We start from the raw sequence: 17,798 nt of genomic DNA on the forward strand, positions 1-17,798 counted from the left end.
ATAAGTTTTAAAATTCGGTTCAAAAATATGGCTTTAGCTTTTCACGCAGTCTATCCGGCGCCGTGCATAACCTGGCATTATCTCTACGTTGAAATACCAGCGTAGTTTCACCTGTGTTCAGCAACTCTCCGTCCTGATTACGTATTTCATATTGAAATATTACCCTTACTCCGGGCATTTGGTTTAATATTACTTTAATACTCAGCAAATCGTCGTAACGTGCTGGTTTCAGGTATCTCGACCGGTTTTCGTAAACAGGCATCATTACCCCCTCATCTTCCATGGCCTTGTAGTGAAAATCGATACTACGCAGTGCCTCTACTCTACCAATTTCATAATATCTGGCGTAGTTTCCATAATAGACATAACCCATCTGGTCGGTGTCCGCGTAACGTACTCTGATTCCTTTTACTTCGTATGAAAACATGTGAATATTTAAAGGTTATGCTTAAAACAAGAGCCGGATGAAAGAAAATTCCTTCACCCGGCTTTCCACTGTTCCTGATCATGTCATTTCATGATCTTTAATCTATTAAGCTCAGCCTGATACATACGTGCATTATTGAGGTGATCAGGATAGGTTTTGGCGAATGCGTGATAGCCCGACAAATCTGCTTTGGCGCACATATATAAATAGTCATGTTTATCATAATTCAATACCGCATCCAGCGATTTGAAATCTGCAACACGGATCGGTCCGGGAGGCAATCCGATATTCACATAAGTGTTGTAAGGAGAGTTAACCCTCAGCTGATCATTGAGAATGCGTTTGATCGCAAAATCCTGTAAGGCAAATTTGATGGTGGGATCGGCCTGCAGTGGCATCTGAGCATTCAAACGATTCATGTATAGTCCCGCCACACGAGGTCTTTCATCTGCTTTGCGAGCCTGTTCTTCTTCCACGATAGAAGCAAGAATAGAAACCTGAACCGGCGTCAGACCAATCTGTTTTGCTTTCGCCACTCTTTCGTTATTCCAGAATTTTTTATACTCCGAATGCATTCTGTCAAGAAATTTCTCTGTTCCGGTGGTCCAGTAAATTTCATATGTATTAGGCAGGAACATCGATACGATTGTCAATGTATCCAATCCGTATTTCCGGCAAACCTCCTGATCATTCAGTGCTTTTCTGAAATTTTCCTCTCCGAATTCGAAACGGCTTCCAATCCTTCGAATAAGATCTTCTTTGAGGCGAATGTTGTTAAAAGTCAGCTTCACAGCATCCTGTTCACCCGAAACAAGTTTCTTTACCGCCTGGTAATTGGTTGTATTAGGTTTGAAAACATAACGCCCTGGTTTGATGTTCTCCGGGTAATCCAGAAATTTCGCAAGAAAACGAAATGAGATCTGATCAGTAATTACCTCGTGTTTGTTCAAAGAATCCAATACCGTTTTGTAATTAGCCCCCTCTGGAATTAACAAGGCAAAACTGGATTCTTTATCGGCCTGAATGTTTGGCGTTTTAAAAATCTGCCAAAAATAAAAAGTGAATGTAGTGGTCAGTATTGCCAGGGTGACAAACACCCCTACTTTAAAATTACGCGACATGGGATCTATCTTTGAGCTGTTAGTGGTGTGCCATCAGCCATGTGAGTGTTAATTGTATATGTTATAAATTACTGTCAAAACTGATATTAAACCGCTTTGCCAACTCTGCTAATGACAAAATAACAGGCTCCAGAAGTTCAATCCCCTCGACGCTTCTTACAGCCTCTATTTCTCTTTCGGGATCTCCAGGAATCAGAACGCGCTTGCCTTCCACAGCCTTCGCTCCTCTGAATGCACCGATCCATTTGTCCATATCTTTTTTAAATTCATCAGCAGGTCGAAAACCGTCAATACGCATGGCACCTAAAAAGTGACCCGTTCCTAAACCGACTCCTTCCTGCGTAGACATAAATCCGGCGGTAGCAAACGGCGGAACCCATGGACCAAAGTTAGCACCAGAAAGCACTCCTGAAAAAATATCAACTATAGCGCCTAACCCATATCCCTTGTGGCTTCCATGCTCTCGGTCAGAGCCCAGAGGAAGTAATCCTCCTCCGCTTTTGACGGCGTTGGAATCAGTCGTATCCCCCCCCTGAGCATCCTGTGCCCAGCCCAATGGAGCAGGTAAACCTTTACGTTGCAAAATTTCGAACTTCCCATACGCGACTGCAGTAGAAGCAAAATCGGCCACAAACGGGGGTTCATTCAGTGCCGGGACCGCAACAGCAATCGGGTTAGTACCTAATAATTTTTCCAGCGAAAATGTGGGCGTCACTAAGGGTGCAGCGTTGGTCATAGTCATCCCAATCATTTCTTTCTGAAGCGCCAGCATAGCATGATAGCCGGCAATTCCGAAGTGATTGGAATTACGAACTGAAACCCAGCCGGAGCCTACTTTCTCGGCTTTTTCCATGGCGATCTCCATCGCACGTGGTGCCACTACCAACCCAAGCCCCCGATCCCCATCCACCACAGCGGTGCTCGGTGTTTCGTGAACAATCTTTATTTCCGGAGTGGGATTGAGTCGTCCGTGATCGTATAATCTAACATATCCTGCAAGACGTGCAATTCCATGAGAATCAACTCCCCTCAAATCAGCACTCACCAACACTTCAGCTGCTAATCTGGCCTCATCAGGCCTGCAGCCTATTGCCAAAAATACTTCTTCTGTAAAATGCTTTAAATAGCCTGCCTGATACATATATGATCTTAAATATTCAATATTGCTGCTCTAAACATGGTGTAACGACTTGTGCACTTCGTAAGCCGGATGCAAATATCCATATTCCAACGACATCGTCCAATAATTTTGTCTTTGCAATAATATTCGGCCGGCAATATCAATCTTTTGCCAACCTATGCACTTATACTGCTTAAATAAATCAAAATTTGCACTGGTAACCGCAGCTACAACGCTCCACTCTTTTATAAGTACATGATTGATATATGGAAATAAGAAACAGCTTTTTGAAACGAATCCTCAGCTACTTCATCCGAGGGCTGGTGTTGGTTGCTCCATTATACGCCACTGCCCTTATTATCTGGACAGGAATAGAGTTTCTGGATAATATCATTCCTATCGACGTACCAATCTCCGGAGGAAAAAATGTGTATTTGCCAGGTTTGGGCGGACTTATTATTATTGGAGGTATAATACTGCTTGGATTTTTCTTCTCCACCGTCGTTCCGCAATCCTTCCTGAGGTTCACGGAAAGCATCATGCGGCGGATTCCGTTGGTAAGTCTGATCTATTATTCGATAAAGGACTTAATCCTTGCTTTCGTAGGTGACAAGAAAAAATTTAATCAGCCGGTATTGGTCACCATGTATAAGGATACAGGCATCAAAAAAATAGGTTTTATTACGCAGACGGATCTGAGCCATCTCCATATTACAGATCATGTGGCGGTGTATATGCCACTGTCCTATTCTCTATCCGGCGAATTATTTATAGTACCGGTCGAAAATCTGACACTTCTGGATACGAGTGCCGCGGATGTGATGAAAATGGTCATATCCGGTGGCGTTTCGGTAAAAATTTCAAAGGAGGAAAGCGAAATTGATGAAGAGCAATAGTACGTTTTCAAGCAACATTGCGTGTGTATTGCCCGTTTTAAAGGAATGATTGCCTATCTTTGAACGATTCCTTTTATTACATGAGACTATATCTTACAATACTTATTTTGCTGGTGGCCGGACATTTTACAGCTTCGGCACAGGACCAATATGATCCGCAAAAAGCACTTTCCAGCGAAGAAATTTTTCTTAAGCAAAACAGTAACAACAAAGTAATTGCTACTCCCGGTCAGAAATACATCGTCCTGGATGCCTCACCTATGATTGGCGGATTTCATCGTTACAGATTTTTCCCTGGCGATAACATCAAGTTCCGACTCAAAAATGAAACAATCCGATTCAATGAACTGATTACCGGCGTTACTGACTCCTCTTTCACTATAGGAACAGTGAATGAGGTCATGAAGAAAATGGACTACCAGGATGTTTTGCTGGAAGATATTCGTCTGTTGAAAGTATCCCGTCGCATACCATTTGTAACGCAAGCCGCGTACCTTCTTCCTTTTGCCGGACTGATTTATGTAGGTGCTGACTTTTTCAACAGAGGTATTGACAACAAGCGTTTTACCACTGATGGCTCTACGCTGATCGTAGGTGGAGCTATCATCGCCACCGGTATATTTTGCTACAAAGTTTCATTTTCATCCCTGAAGATCAACAACCGGAATAAGTTAAAAGTATTGGAAACATACTGACAATCCATCTTTAAGCACTTCATCATACAGCAAGCCTATCGAAATTTCAAATCCATTATTTTTTGCTCCAATAACCTGTTATCAATAAAGTGAAATCTATACTTGTTCATCCGCCTCAGAATCCCATAGCTACAGAAATCAGACTTGCTGCATCAAAAAGCGAGTGTAACAGAGCGCTGATCATTAATGCGCTGACTGGATTTACTTCTGAACTTTCTAATATTTCTGAAGCTCGTGATTCTCAAACCATGTTACGTTTGCTCGCTTCTAAGGAAGAAACCGCTGACGTAATTGATGCGGGAACCACGATGCGTTTTCTGACTGCATACTTTGCAGTGACCAACCAGAAAAAACGTATGACGGGTACACCCAGAATGTGTGAGCGCCCGATTGGGATTCTTGTAGATGCATTGAGAACGCTGGGAGCAGATATTCAATATGAAAACATTGAGGGTTACCCTCCACTGTTGCTGAATGGATTTAAATATTCAGGACAAAACATAGTAAGCATCCGTGGTAACGTAAGCAGCCAGTATATTTCGGCATTATTACTGATAGCACCATCTTTGCCGGAAGGAATCACTATCAAGCTGGAAGGGGAAGTAGGCTCGCGTCCATATATTGAAATGACACTGAAACAGATGGCTGCATTCGGTGTGGATTATCAGGCGGATTGGCATACCAATACACTTCATGTACCTGCGTCGGAATATAAATCAACACCATACGCCATCGAATCGGATTGGTCCGGAGCGAGTTACTGGTACAGTATCGTGGCGCTGGCTGAGGATGCTGAAGTGGAATTGCTTGGTTTGAAAGAAGATTCTCTGCAAGGAGATAGTGCTATTGCTGAAATTATGAGTCACTTGGGTGTGGAAAGTATTTTTACTGAACGAGGTGTACTGCTACGTAAAATAGCTCCTTCGCCGTCAATCGGCTGGGATTTTACAGACTGCCCTGATCTTGCTCAGACAGTCGCCGTTTGCTGCGCCATGAAAAACATTCCTTTGTCTCTGACAGGAATTGAAAGTCTTAAAATCAAAGAGACAGATCGTGTACTCGCACTCCAGCAAGAACTTCAGAAACTGGGTGCTGAGTTAAAGGAAATGGAAAGCAACCACCTGTACCGCGTTTCACGCATAGCAGACTTCCCGGAGGCGACACCGTCTATTCACACGTATGACGACCACCGTATGGCCATGGCCTTTGCACCGGTAGGTATGCTGCATCCGATTCTGATCGAAGAGCCTGGCGTCGTTGTAAAGTCCTACCCGGGATACTGGAATGATCTGGCAAAAGTGACCACCTGGGAAGAAATGTAGTATAAAGGATTCGTCAGGATGATTTGGTAGTATTTCAATATCCTGACGAATTCATCATACCAACTCAGGCTTTGACGGACATGGAGATCAATGAATAACACCAGATGAAAACTTTTGCTTCCTTACAATCGCAGTTATCTGAAATCAATCGCTGCTAATGAAGGGATCAATCGATTACACCTGAGTGGTGGAAAAAGCAGCCGATCTAAAAGTCTGACGCATTTTGATCTAAATCGTTGTACTATGATTACTTTCAGTAAACAAGGAAGTTTAATCCTGCTTTTGATTTACCTGATTGCATCGGGATGTAAAGAACACATCAGTCCGGAGAGCGTTTCTGATTATGATTACTTTCCGGTTGAAACAGGAAATAAGTCACGGTTTTTGGTTCACAGGATCAATTATTTTCCATCCGCCCCACCAAACAAAAGTCAATATCAAATTCAAACTGTGATTGGTAATGAATTTGGAATCACACAGGCCCAAAATGCAAATAGAATCGAATATTACAGTCAGTGGAATCTTGCAGACTGGCATGCTGATTCATCCGGTGCAGTTTGGAGAACTACAGACAGAGCATTCGCCCAGGAACATGGACGAACTATTGTGAAAATGTATTTCCCATTGTCGGAAGGCCTGTCCTGGGATGGAAACAGCTTCAATAATGAAGCTATGCAAACCTATCGTTGTATAGACAAAGGAAAACCTAGGCAGATCGGATCCCACTATTTTGCTAACACTGTAACTGTGGTCCGTCAGCAGGATTCAACACTTTTATCAAAAAACAAGTATATTGAGGTATACGCTGCCGGAATTGGTCTTGTATCCAGAGAAAAAGTACATGTGAAATACTGCTATGAACCGGATTGTTCGGGAACAATTATTTCAGGATATGAAGAAACAGCAGTGCTTCAGGAATTTAACCAGTTATGATTAGATCTATATTCATTTTTTTCATATTCTTTCTCAGTCTGAGCCATGTTTCTTTCGCTCAGTTGCAACCAAGGTATCTCGTACTTTTTAAAGATAAGGTCAATTCTCCTTTTTCAATTGATAACCCGGCAGCCTTCCTTTCTGAACGTTCAGTTCTCAGAAGAGCAAAGCAAAGAATTCCGATCACGCTATCTGATCTGCCTGTTAATCCCTCTTATGTAGCGACTATTAAACAAACAGGAGCAAAAGTCATTTACACCTCCCGTTGGTTCAATGGCGCTTTAATTGAAGCTTCGACTGCACAACTGGAACAAATCAAATTATTACCATCCTACAAGGGAATCGAAATTAATCTTCCTGTCGCGAATATCAATGGCGCTTCTCCTGGTATCCTTCGTACTGAGCTCGTAACCGATAAATTAGGCACTGCAGAGCTCGATTACGGAAGGATGGCCAATCAATTGGCTCTGATGGAAACCAATATACTGCATGACAAAGGTTTTCACGGACAAAACATGCTGATCGCAGTTCTTGACAATGGTTTTCCAAATGGAGATCAGGTTAATTTTTTAAAACCTGTGTTTGATGAAAACAGACTCGTCGATTCGCATGATTTCGTAGCCCGTGATGGCAATGTATACAATGACGGTGCCTCAGAACATGGCCTGAGAGTTCTTTCCACCATGGCTGCTTATCTGCCGTCTACTATGATCGGAGTAGCATTTAAGGCTTCCTTCGCGCTTTACCGCACCGAAAATGATTTGGGAGAGTCTCCCTACGAAGAAATCACATGGCTCATGGCAGCCGAGCGTGCGGATAGTCTGGGAGCAGATATCATTAACTCCTCATTGGGTTACCGTACTTTCCTTGGAGAATTCAATACGCCCGCATACAATTATACCCGCGAGCAAATGGATGGAAACACGACGATTATAAGTCGGGCCGCAAGATTTGCAACGAGAACAGGAATGCTTGTCATCAACGCTGCAGGCAATGAAGGTAGTGCCGGGTTAGCTGCTCCGGCAGATGTAGATTCTGTCCTTACTGTGGGCGGCACCACTTATGATTTCAGTCCATATGTCAGCACTTCCGTAGGACCTAATGCGCTTAATCAACGAAAACCCGATGTGTCCGCTGTGGGTCAGGGTACGGTTATAGGTAATGGACAGGGAAATGCAATTTCTGGTAACGGAACTTCCTTTGCTGCACCCTTGATTGCAGGGCTCAGCGCTATATTGTGGCAGGCCTATCCGCAACTTACCGCACAACAGATCATCCATGTATTACAAAAATCGGGTCACCAGTATACAACGCCTGACAACGTACTCGGATATGGTGTTCCGCGCATGTCCAAAGTGGAACAAATTATCAGCGAAGAGCTGATGCCATTGGGAACAGAAAGCAGTCTATTGAATGCCATTCTACTGCATCCAAATCCAACTGAAGGAGATCTCATTTTGAATATTCCAGTTGCACTCAGAGAAAAAAAAGCAGCTCTGGAAATATATAACCAGAGCGGAGCCGTCATGTTCAAAAAAACACTTTTACTTACAGAAAAAACGCCTGTCGTTCCTGCTCAGCTGAATACAGGCCTATATATCTTAAAAATACAGGTAGATAAGCAGGAACGCAGTATTCGGTTTATCAGGAAATAGTTTTCCGTGCCATCCGCAATATTGATTCAGAGTTGTTGTATTGTTCGATTTGATCTAATGGAACCCATTGCAGATCGCGAGACTCTGAGTTTATAACCAAAGGTTCCTTCGCGTCAGCAATAAAAAGGAAACGTACATCATAATGGTAATGTGCTATATCTTTCGAGTTGGCAGGAATCAGATGAATGTCCACATCAAAAATCCCTTCGCTTTCTACACTGACATTGACAAGCCCTGTTTCTTCTTCAATTTCTTTCCGGGCTACTGAGCGTACATCCGGATCGCCATCACAATGCCCTCCCGGTTGGAACCATTGTCCCAGCTTTCTGTGATGCATCAATAATACAGCCTTTCTGTCTTCAGATATGACCCATCCTGAAGCTGTAACATGGCCTATTGTTAATGTCCGTTCAAAGCAATCTACCTGTTCGGCAACAAAAGTTCTCATCTCTGATTGCATCTTCGCTTCTTCCGCGTCGCTCGTTTTGTATGCATCCAGTAAGGAAAGCAAACTGTTTCTATTCATCTTAGGCTATCTGATTATTTCATTCTAATTTCGCCGCAAGTTAAATTATACTTATAAAAACCACCTTGTAAAATGAAAAAGTATCTTCTATCAGTTTCCTTAATTTTAGCTCTTGCATCGGCCTCATTAGCACAGCGAACTCCTCAACCCAGTTCAGCTGCAGGTGTAATGCAGGCTATTGGTGTTTCTGATTTCACTGTAAAATACTCTCGCCCGAATATCAAAGGCCGGCCTGCATTCGCTGACGGCGCTGTACTTGCACCTTATAACGAAGTGTGGCGCACCGGAGCCAACATGGCTACTACATTTGAATCAAGCAGCGATTTTTCCTTCGGAGGTAAAAAGGTGGCTGCAGGGAAATATGCCTTATTTTCAATTCCTTCCGGCTCAGCCTGGACGGTCATACTGAATAAAAATTTCAATCAGGGAGGAACAGATAACTATAAGCAGGAAGAAGATGTTGCACGCATCACGGTAGCTCCTACATCGGCTGAGTTTACAGAATCATTTTCTATTGATTTTTCAAACATCACCGATAGCACGGCATTTCTAAACATCAACTGGGCATCAGTAAAAGTTCCGGTTCAAATAGGTGTTGCGACTGAAACACTAACGATGGCTGGCCTAAACAAGGCGCTGACTGAAAAACCGGAAGATGCTGCAGCTTTGCAAAGTACTGCCGGCTATATGCTCAATACAGGAAAAGACCTTCCACAAGCACTTTCTCTTGCAGATAAAGCAATCGGTTTAAAAGAAACATTTTCAAACCTTTGGTTAAAAGCACAGATCCTGAATAAAATGGGTAAGGTGGCTGAAGCGTTACCGATTGCCCAAAAAGCGCTAACAGTTGGTGCTGCATCCGGTGACGGTGCTTTCGCAAGCTTTTATAAAGGTCAGATTGAAAAGGGTATTGAGACGATGACAGCTAAATTACCCGCAGCAAAAGAGGCGGTAAGTGCTGTAAAAGGTAAGAAGAAAAAGAAGTAAGAATTTTTAGGTCTAATAACCGGCAAGCTGTTCTACTATGGTTTGCCGGTCACCTGAAAAACCGCGGAACGGTCCACTCATAACGAACTGCCAATATTCGGATTGCGATAATCAGCACTGATGCAGAGATGAACGCCACATTACGACTGGCGCCCAGATTATCCAGTAAAAGATAAAAGCAAGCTCCCGCAAAGCAGGCTGTCGCATACACCTCTTTGCGATAGATGATCGGGATTTCGTTGGTCATCACATCACGGATCACTCCTCCCATAATCGCAGAGAAAATGCCCATGATAGCCGCAATTTCAGGCCGGACACCCAGGTTAAGCGCCTTTTCTGTACCTACAATAGTGAAAAGGGCAATACCACAAGTATCAAAAAGAAAAAGTGTTTTTCGCAGATTGAGAAGAAATTTGTAGAAAATAAACGTGACTAAAATTCCTGCCATGATCGCATAGATGATCGTAATGTCGCTAATCCAGACAAGCGGATAACTATCTAGCAGGATGTCACGCAAAGTACCTCCTCCTATTGATGATATAAAAGCAGTAAAGCTTGCTCCAAACCAGTCCTGATGCTTTTGATCCTTCATTGCCAGCGCGCCGGAAATGGCAAATGCAAACGTACCGACAATTTCCAGAATATACTGAATGCTCATTTTTTGTATAATTAAAAATGAGAAATGAAGAATTAAAAATCTTTAACTTCTGACTTCTTAACTCCTCATTCTTAATTCTTAATTTTTAATTTTTTAATTTCCTAAACCGCCACAGGTGCCTTAATTCCCGGCCACGGGCTGTAATCTTTCAGTTCAAAATCTTCATATTTGAAATCAAAAATACTCTTAACATCAGGATTGATAGTCAGCGTTGGCAGCGCGCGGGGTTCACGGCTTAGCTGCAATTTTACCTGCTCCAGGTGATTCAGGTAAATATGTGTATCTCCTCCAGTCCAGACAAAATCTCCCAGATCAAGATCACACTCCTGCGCAATCATCATGGTGAGCAATGCATAGCTGGCAATATTGAACGGAACACCCAGAAATACGTCGGCACTACGCTGATACAACTGGCAGGACAACTTCCCTTTTGTTTCACCAGCTTCTTCATTTGGAGGCGCCACATAAAACTGAAACAGCGCATGACAGGGCTGCAGTTTCATTTTTGAAAGCTCAGTCGGGTTCCAGGCGGAAACCATGATTCTACGTGAGTCAGGTGTATTTTTAAGCAATTTCAGTACTTCCTGCAATTGGTCCACTGACTTGCCGTCTATACCTTCCCAGCTTCTCCATTGCTTACCATAAACCGGACCCAGATCTCCATTTTCATCAGCCCATTCATCCCATATAGAAACGCCGTGTTCTTTCAGATAGGCAATGTTGGTATCTCCTTTCAGGAACCATAAAAGCTCATGAATGATAGACTTCGTATGTACTTTTTTAGTAGTAACAAGGGGAAAGCCATCTTTCAGATTGAAGCGCATCTGATAGCCAAACACACTGATTGTTCCTGTGCCGGTTCTGTCGGTTTTCTTAACTCCGTGCTGAAGAATGTGGTGAAGTAAGTTGTGGTATTGTTGCATGGGAATATTAAATCTCTATTCAGGTAATTTTAAACAGTAGCGATCTCCACACTATGGGTGATTTCAGCTAATGCTTCCAGTTGTGCAGTGGCGGAGCAATATTTCTCCATGGACAAGCCAATAGCACGGTTGATTTTATTTTCATCCAAAGCATTACCCGCAAATTTGAATGTAAGGTGGATCTTTCTAAAAGGCGAGCGTTTAGTCCCCTCTTCCTCTACACGATCTCCGTCAGCAATAATTCTAAAATCAGTAATGTCCTGCTTTTGCTTTTTCAAAATCAAAACCACGTCAATAGCACTACAACTAGCTAGTCCCATCAATAATAATTCCATAGGGCGAACTCCCTGATTACTACCACCAATTTCCGGCGATCCGTCGGTATGTACTTTAATTTCAGAAGATCCGCTTCCCTCAAAGTGGAATGCGTCATCCACCCTCACAATTTCAATTTTCATAGTTCAATATCGTTCTGTTTTCCTGTTTGAAACGGGCTTTATTATCTTTACTTATAATGTTTATCAGGTAATCAAAGTTCAAATATACTTGATCACCGGAGTTATAAAGTTAATTGCTGTATATTCGTTCTGAAATGACATTCCATTCATACAAAAAAGCCTGACGACTATGTGGAAAGAAGAGCATGATAAACTGACGCAGACTTTTACATTTGAAAACTTCAAAGAGGCTTTCGCCTTCATGAATGAGGTAGCGGTTGTGGTGGACGATATGGACCATCACCCCACCTGGACCAATACTTACAACACGGTGAAAATTACACTCACCACCCACGATGCAGGCAATAAAGTCACAGCAAAAGATAGAAAGTTAGCTGAGGCAATAGATCAGATTTTTGAAAAAAAATGAAGCTTTTTGTAGTACCCACTCCCATCGGAAATCTTGAAGATATTACACTTCGGGCCATTAATGTTTTAAAAAGTGCAGATGTGATTCTAGCAGAAGATACCCGTACATCCGGCAACCTTCTGAAGCACCTGGGAATCAGCAAACCTTTACAGAGTTACCATATCCATAACGAGCACCAGACAGTTGCCCGCGTGACAGAGCGTATTCTGAAAGGTGAAACGATGGCGCTTGTCTCCGACGCAGGAACACCAGCTATATCTGATCCCGGCTTTCTGTTAGTACGAGAATGTTTGCGTCAGAATATCCCTGTAGAGTGCTTACCAGGCCCTACTGCATTTGTACCCGCACTGGTAAACTCCGGATTGCCTAATGACCGCTTTACCTTTGAAGGTTTTCTGCCGCACAAGAAAGGAAGACAAACCAGATTGCAGCAACTTTCTCAGGAAGATCGCACAATGATTTTCTATGAATCTCCACACAGACTATTAAAATCTCTGCAGCAGTTTGCGGAGTTCTTTGGTGCCGACCGCCCCGTTTCAGTATCGCGTGAGCTGACAAAAATGTTTGAAGAAAATGTTCGCGGAACGGTGACGGAGGTTTTGGCACATTTTTCGGCCAAAACAATAAAAGGTGAAATCGTGATTATCGTCGGCGGGAAAAACAGCGTACAAAAAGTTACTGAAGATTCTGATGATTAATTAATATCCGACAGTCATTCCTAATGAAGACAAATAGCAAATCCACCTATTTTCAAAAATTATTTTTATTACTTCCGCTAGCCTTCTTGCTGTTTTTTCATTCTGCATCAGCACAGTTTGGAACGCTTAGCCTGGAAGCCAAAGTAAGTCTGATTACCGTTGGGCCCGGAAACGAGTTATATTCAGGTTTCGGACACAGCGTATTGTGGATATCAGATCCTGTCCAACATATTGACAGGGCATATAATTATGGTACTTTCAGCTTCGAAACAGGCAATTTTTATGTCAAATTCCTGAGAGGTACACTCCCCTATTCCCTGTCTGTCGGACCACTTTATTACCAGACGGCCTATTGGGAATCAGAAAACAGATCCATCAAAGAAGAAGTGTTGAACCTTTCACAGGATCAGAAACAGAAGCTTTATAACTTTTTGGAAAACAATCATCTGCCTCAAAACAGACTTTATCAATACAAATTCTTTTTCGACAACTGCTCAACCCGTATGGCTGATGCCTTAAAGGCAGCTTGTGGGGATAGCCTGGAGTTTCCTGGATATACACATGAAAAACGCAGTTTCAGACAATGGATTGACAAATATGCGTACAAGCAAAATCCATGGGCAGACTTCGGTATGGACCTGGCAATCGGTGCTCCTTCTGACGAGATCGCAACACCGGAACAGGCCACTTTTCTGCCTGATAACCTGAGTACTGCATTCGGCGATTCCAAAATCAAAATCGGAGGGCAAACTTTACCTTTGATAGCTTCCAAACGCGACCTCTTCGTTGCACAACCTGCAGACAATGCTGAATTAATTACACCCATGATCTTTTTCTGGGCAATGGCTGCCATTGTACTTGCATTTACCTACTGGCAGATCAAAAAAGGTAAGGTCAATTTTATGCTGGATAAACTTCTGTTCGGATTTGCAGGAATTATAGGTTGGTTTATTCTTTTACTATGGTTTGGAACAAATCACGGTGTAACGGCTTTTAACTATGATATTTTGTGGGCTTTCCCACTTTGGATGCCATTGATATTCTTCATAACACCCATGAAAAAGCCAGCCTGGTTCCAGTTTTTATTGATATTCTATGGATTTCTATTACTTTGTGCAACGGGAAATCTCCAAAAACATAATCTGGTCGTTATTCCTATATTGCTGACCCTGATCGTCCGGGTTTACTACATGAATAATTCACTTTCTAAAATTCCGTCAGGCGGAAAACTTGCGAATGAATCTTGAATTACTGACTCAACAAACCATAGAGATCGTTAAAAAAGCTTCTGCTTTTATACAGCTCGAAGCAGCTCTTTTTTCAAGAGACAAGATAGAATACAAAGATCTGAACAATCTGGTTTCTTATGTAGACAAGGAGGCTGAAAAAATGCTTGTGGCAGGCTTGAGTAAGCTATTGCCAGAGGCAAGCTTTATCACAGAAGAAGGTACAACCGGACAAGAACCAGATCCAAGCGCGTTAAACTGGATTATTGATCCGCTCGATGGAACCACCAACTTCATCCATGGTATTCCCGTTTACTGCGTAAGCGTGGGATTAGCGAGAGGAAAAGACTTATTAGTTGGAGTTATCCATCAACCCAACATGGACGAGATGTTCTATGCGTGGAAAGATGGTGGTGCCTGGTGTAATGAAAAAAAACTGCGTGTATCCGGAACTCCTACCTTGCAGGAAAGTCTGATTGCAACAGGATTTCCCTATTATAAGTTTGAAAAGCAGAAGCGATACATGCACATTCTGGAATTGCTTATGCGCAAAACACATGGTATACGCAGAATGGGCGCCGCGGCGGTCGATCTGGCATACGTAGCTGCCGGGCGGTTTGACGGTTTCTATGAATATAACCTTAACTCCTGGGACATGGCAGCCGGTGTTTTGATGATCAAAGAAGCAGGGGGCACTGTAACCGATTTTAACGGTGGCGATAATTACCTTTTCGGTGGCGACATTATTGCCGCAGCCGGTGCACATCAGGAACTTGTAGAGGTAATAAGGGCAAATTTTTAATCTTATTCCCTTTAAATCATAAAACCACATCACCATGGAACTTGAAAAATTACGTTATCCTATCGGCCTGTTTACTGCTCAGGATAGCTACTCACCTGCTGAGATCAAAACCAATATACAGATCATCAGTGCGTTGCCATCCAAATTTATCAATCTGCTGGGTAGTTGGGATGATGATAAATTAAATACTACTTACAGGACTGACGGCTGGACGGTAAGACAAGTAGTTCATCACGTTGCAGATAGTCATATCAATGCATACACAAGAACACGACTGGCACTTACTGAGGATAATCCAACTATCAAACCTTATGATGAGGCTGCATGGGCTGAGCTTCCCGATGCGGAAACTGCACAAGTGGAACTATCCCTTCAGTTGATACGCTATGTTCATTTACGTTGGGTATTGCTCCTCAATTCTATGAATGAATCGGATCTTGCGAAAACTTACTTCCATCCGGGCAGCCAGGAAACGGTGAGGATGGATACGATGATTGCACATTACGCATGGCACAGCGAACACCACTATCAGCATGTTTTCCAATTAGCAGCGAGGAACAATTGGCAGTAAACTGATGTTGGCTGAGAATGGGAATTCAGGAAATTATTGTCCTGCTGTTATTTGGTATTGCAGCAGGTTTTATGGGCCGGAAGTTTTACAAATCCTTTCGTGTGAAGAATGGAGGAGGATGTGATAAAGGATGTGGATGTAAATCTTAAGTGTTAATTGTTAAGGATTAATGGTTAATGTAAAGCGTCAAACCCGCTTAACATTGATCTCAGCAAATACAAATGGTTAATTGTTAACATAGATCTCGAAGCCGAGTCTTCATTAACAATTAACCATTAATCACTTCCTCACAGCGATCCTTTCTTGATTTCTTCTACGACTGCAGGATCAAGTAAGGTAGATGTATCACCAAGATTATTCACATCTCCTTCTGAAATTTTGCGCAGAATCCTTCTCATGATTTTTCCGGAACGCGTCTTCGGTAATCCTGAAACAAACTGAATTTTGTCAGGTTTGGCAATAGGTCCGATGATCCGTGACACAGTAGCTAATATATCCTTGCGGAACATCTCCGCATCGTCAGGCTTGGAGTCGGTAATAATATAAGCATATATACCCTGACCCTTGATGTCGTGCGGATAACCCACTACAGCCGACTCTACTACACCCAGGTGCATATTAATTGCATTTTCAACTTCGGCAGTACCTATTCGGTGCCCCGACACATTCAGTACATCATCCACACGACCTGTAATCCGGTAGTAGCCATCTTCATCCCTTAAGCATCCATCCCCGGTGAAGTACATACCAGGGTATGTCGAGAAGTAAGTTTGTTTACAGCGTTCATGATCCCCATAGGTAGTCCGAACGATTCCCGGCCATGGAAATTTAATACATAAATTTCCGCTTACGCCATTCCCTTCTATTTCTTTTCCGCTCTCATCAACCAGTACAGGCTGTATACCCGGCAAAGGTAGTGTAGCATATGTGGGTTTTTCAGGTGTAATTCCAGCCAACGGAGAGATCATGATACCACCTGTTTCGGTCTGCCACCAGGTATCTACCAGCGGACAGTGATTGCCACCGATATTCTGTTTAAACCATTGCCATGCTTCTTCATTAATAGGTTCTCCTACTGATCCCAGCTTTTTGAGCGAAGATAAATCGTGATCTTTCACAAAATGCAGCCCAAAGCTCATCAATGAACGAATCGCAGTTGGAGCGGTGTAAAGAATATTTACCTGATGCTTTGCAACGATCTGCCATAAACGCCCTGCATCAGGATAGGTAGGTACACCTTCAAAAATGACAGAAGTAGCACCGTAGCAAAGCGGTCCGTAGACGATATAGCTATGTCCGGTAATCCAACCAATGTCCGCCGTACAGAAATGGATCTCACCTGGTTCGTACTGAAAAACATTGGCAAAGGTATAGGTTGCAAAAATCATATAACCACCACAGGTATGCACTACACCTTTTGGTTTTCCTGTCGAACCGGAGGTATACAGGATGAAGAGCGTATCTTCCGCATCCATCGGTTCGGCCGGACACACCGAATCCACATGCTTTACTTCTTCTTCCCACCACAGGTCACGACCTTTGAGCATGAAAACCGGGGTCCTGGTACGGGTCATGACGATGACATTTTTCACTGTTGAGCACTGGTCAAGCGCAGTATCAACCGTCTCCTTCATCGGAATTACCTTATTTCCACGAAAAGCGCCGTCCGAAGTGATTACCATTGTACAAGCCGAGTCATTGATACGATCCGCTATAGACTTAGCAGAAAATCCTCCAAAAACCACGGAATGAACAGCACCAATCCTTGCACAAGCCAAAACAGCGACTGTAAGCTCCGGCACCATAGGAAGATATATACAAACACGATCGCCTTTTTTAACACCATGTTTTTTAAGTACGTTGGCAAACCTACACACCCGATCATGCAGCACGCGGTAAGTAATGCTTACTGCTTCATCATCCGGATCATTTGGTTCCCATATTAAAGCTACCTGATCACCTTTGTCTTCAAGATGACGGTCTAGCGCATTTTCTGTGATATTCATTTCGCCACCTTCATACCAGGTCACATTAGCTTCGTTGAAATCCCAGTTCAACACTTTCTTCCAAGGTTTGCGCCATTTGAATTGCTGACCAATTTCAGCCCAAAAACCCTCGGGATCATCTACACTGTGCTGATAGGCTGTCTGGTATTCTTCAAAGGTTTTTATTCTCATGATCAATACAGGTTAACATAGCGAAATAGGATAATAACCGTCAATTTATAATTTTCATTTGGTTAGTCCTACTCAATTCGAAACAGAAATTATTGTCCATTCTCAGAAAAAATAACACTAAAACCGGAATCCGCTGATACTCATTTAGAAAAACCAGAATATTTATAACTATTACAATGCGAAACATGAATTAG

Annotated in this window: 20 protein-coding genes; 12 read left to right on the plus strand and 8 right to left on the minus strand. The window is 42.8% G+C overall.

Annotation, left to right across the window (positions count from 1 at the left end):
• Positions 1-19 precede the first annotated feature (19 nt).
• The 3 genes from AC1XUE_RS07395 to AC1XUE_RS07405 all read right to left on the minus strand — a co-directional run bounded on the left by AC1XUE_RS07395 (position 20) and on the right by AC1XUE_RS07405 (position 2,689).
• On the minus strand, positions 20-427 hold the full coding sequence (locus AC1XUE_RS07395; protein WP_483355300.1) for an acyl-CoA thioesterase: 408 nt from the start codon (positions 425-427) through the stop codon (positions 20-22).
• 83 nt (positions 428-510) lie between these two features.
• Positions 511-1,548, minus strand: a complete 1,038-nt coding sequence (mltG, locus tag AC1XUE_RS07400; protein WP_483355301.1) for an endolytic transglycosylase MltG — start codon at positions 1,546-1,548, stop codon at positions 511-513.
• A gap of 61 nt (positions 1,549-1,609) precedes the next feature.
• Positions 1,610-2,689 (minus strand): Ldh family oxidoreductase, encoded by a 1,080-nt coding sequence (locus tag AC1XUE_RS07405; RefSeq protein WP_483355302.1) that lies wholly within the window; start codon positions 2,687-2,689, stop codon positions 1,610-1,612.
• Positions 2,690-2,934: 245 nt separating this feature from the next.
• Between AC1XUE_RS07405 and AC1XUE_RS07410 the strand changes: the two genes are divergently transcribed.
• The 5 genes from AC1XUE_RS07410 to AC1XUE_RS07430 all read left to right on the plus strand — a co-directional run bounded on the left by AC1XUE_RS07410 (position 2,935) and on the right by AC1XUE_RS07430 (position 8,169).
• Positions 2,935-3,564, plus strand: a complete 630-nt coding sequence (locus AC1XUE_RS07410) for a DUF502 domain-containing protein (protein ID WP_483355303.1) — start codon at positions 2,935-2,937, stop codon at positions 3,562-3,564.
• An 80-nt stretch (positions 3,565-3,644) separates the two neighbouring features.
• A complete protein-coding gene (locus tag AC1XUE_RS07415) occupies positions 3,645-4,259 on the plus strand; it encodes a hypothetical protein (RefSeq protein ID WP_483355304.1) in 615 nt (204 codons plus the stop codon).
• A gap of 89 nt (positions 4,260-4,348) precedes the next feature.
• Positions 4,349-5,581, plus strand: coding sequence for a 3-phosphoshikimate 1-carboxyvinyltransferase (locus AC1XUE_RS07420; RefSeq protein WP_483355305.1), 1,233 nt, complete (start codon positions 4,349-4,351; stop codon positions 5,579-5,581).
• 243 nt (positions 5,582-5,824) lie between these two features.
• Positions 5,825-6,514: a hypothetical protein gene (locus AC1XUE_RS07425; protein ID WP_483355306.1), complete on the plus strand. Its 690-nt coding sequence runs from the start codon at positions 5,825-5,827 to the stop codon at positions 6,512-6,514.
• Positions 6,511-8,169, plus strand: a complete 1,659-nt coding sequence (locus AC1XUE_RS07430) for a S8 family peptidase (protein ID WP_483355307.1) — start codon at positions 6,511-6,513, stop codon at positions 8,167-8,169. Before AC1XUE_RS07425 ends, AC1XUE_RS07430 begins: the two co-directional genes overlap by 4 nt.
• On the opposite strand, the gene AC1XUE_RS07435 is transcribed toward AC1XUE_RS07430, so the two are convergent.
• Positions 8,159-8,695 carry an NUDIX hydrolase gene (locus AC1XUE_RS07435; protein WP_483355308.1) on the minus strand — a complete coding sequence of 179 codons (537 nt, stop codon included), beginning with the start codon at positions 8,693-8,695 and terminating at the stop codon, positions 8,159-8,161. The genes AC1XUE_RS07430 and AC1XUE_RS07435 overlap by 11 nt on opposite strands.
• Positions 8,696-8,767: 72 nt before the next feature.
• Here AC1XUE_RS07435 and AC1XUE_RS07440 point away from each other — a divergent pair, with 72 nt between their 5' ends.
• On the plus strand, positions 8,768-9,682 hold the full coding sequence (locus AC1XUE_RS07440) for a DUF2911 domain-containing protein (protein WP_483355309.1): 915 nt from the start codon (positions 8,768-8,770) through the stop codon (positions 9,680-9,682).
• 49 nt (positions 9,683-9,731) lie between these two features.
• Here AC1XUE_RS07440 and AC1XUE_RS07445 read toward each other — a convergent pair whose 3' ends face one another.
• From AC1XUE_RS07445 to AC1XUE_RS07455, 3 genes are all read right to left on the minus strand, one after another.
• Positions 9,732-10,340 (minus strand): trimeric intracellular cation channel family protein, encoded by a 609-nt coding sequence (locus AC1XUE_RS07445; RefSeq protein WP_483355310.1) that lies wholly within the window; start codon positions 10,338-10,340, stop codon positions 9,732-9,734.
• Positions 10,341-10,441: 101 nt separating this feature from the next.
• A complete protein-coding gene (locus tag AC1XUE_RS07450) occupies positions 10,442-11,263 on the minus strand; it encodes a thymidylate synthase (RefSeq protein ID WP_483355311.1) in 822 nt (273 codons plus the stop codon).
• A gap of 29 nt (positions 11,264-11,292) precedes the next feature.
• Positions 11,293-11,721 carry an OsmC family protein gene (locus AC1XUE_RS07455; protein WP_483355312.1) on the minus strand — a complete coding sequence of 143 codons (429 nt, stop codon included), beginning with the start codon at positions 11,719-11,721 and terminating at the stop codon, positions 11,293-11,295.
• 160 nt (positions 11,722-11,881) lie between these two features.
• Here AC1XUE_RS07455 and AC1XUE_RS07460 point away from each other — a divergent pair, with 160 nt between their 5' ends.
• The 6 genes from AC1XUE_RS07460 to AC1XUE_RS07485 are packed head-to-tail and all read left to right on the plus strand — an operon-like array spanning position 11,882 to position 15,576.
• Positions 11,882-12,130, plus strand: a complete 249-nt coding sequence (locus tag AC1XUE_RS07460; protein ID WP_483356002.1) for a 4a-hydroxytetrahydrobiopterin dehydratase — start codon at positions 11,882-11,884, stop codon at positions 12,128-12,130.
• Positions 12,127-12,828: a 16S rRNA (cytidine(1402)-2'-O)-methyltransferase gene (rsmI, locus tag AC1XUE_RS07465; protein WP_483355313.1), complete on the plus strand. Its 702-nt coding sequence runs from the start codon at positions 12,127-12,129 to the stop codon at positions 12,826-12,828. The genes AC1XUE_RS07460 and rsmI overlap by 4 nt, the downstream gene beginning before the upstream one ends.
• 23 nt (positions 12,829-12,851) lie before the next feature.
• On the plus strand, positions 12,852-14,075 hold the full coding sequence (locus AC1XUE_RS07470) for an Lnb N-terminal periplasmic domain-containing protein (protein ID WP_483355314.1): 1,224 nt from the start codon (positions 12,852-12,854) through the stop codon (positions 14,073-14,075).
• Positions 14,065-14,856 (plus strand): inositol monophosphatase family protein, encoded by a 792-nt coding sequence (locus AC1XUE_RS07475; protein ID WP_483355315.1) that lies wholly within the window; start codon positions 14,065-14,067, stop codon positions 14,854-14,856. The genes AC1XUE_RS07470 and AC1XUE_RS07475 overlap by 11 nt, the downstream gene beginning before the upstream one ends.
• A gap of 34 nt (positions 14,857-14,890) precedes the next feature.
• On the plus strand, positions 14,891-15,427 hold the full coding sequence (locus tag AC1XUE_RS07480) for a YfiT family bacillithiol transferase (protein WP_483355316.1): 537 nt from the start codon (positions 14,891-14,893) through the stop codon (positions 15,425-15,427).
• A 17-nt stretch (positions 15,428-15,444) separates the two neighbouring features.
• Positions 15,445-15,576, plus strand: a complete 132-nt coding sequence (locus AC1XUE_RS07485; RefSeq protein WP_483355317.1) for a FeoB-associated Cys-rich membrane protein — start codon at positions 15,445-15,447, stop codon at positions 15,574-15,576.
• A gap of 138 nt (positions 15,577-15,714) precedes the next feature.
• Here the strand turns inward: AC1XUE_RS07485 and acs are convergent, their stop codons facing one another.
• Positions 15,715-17,604 (minus strand): acetate--CoA ligase, encoded by a 1,890-nt coding sequence (gene acs / locus AC1XUE_RS07490; protein ID WP_483355318.1) that lies wholly within the window; start codon positions 17,602-17,604, stop codon positions 15,715-15,717.
• Between the last annotated feature and the right edge of the window lie 194 nt (positions 17,605-17,798).

The organism is Dyadobacter sp. HNCC25DJ187 (genome assembly GCF_056895255.1).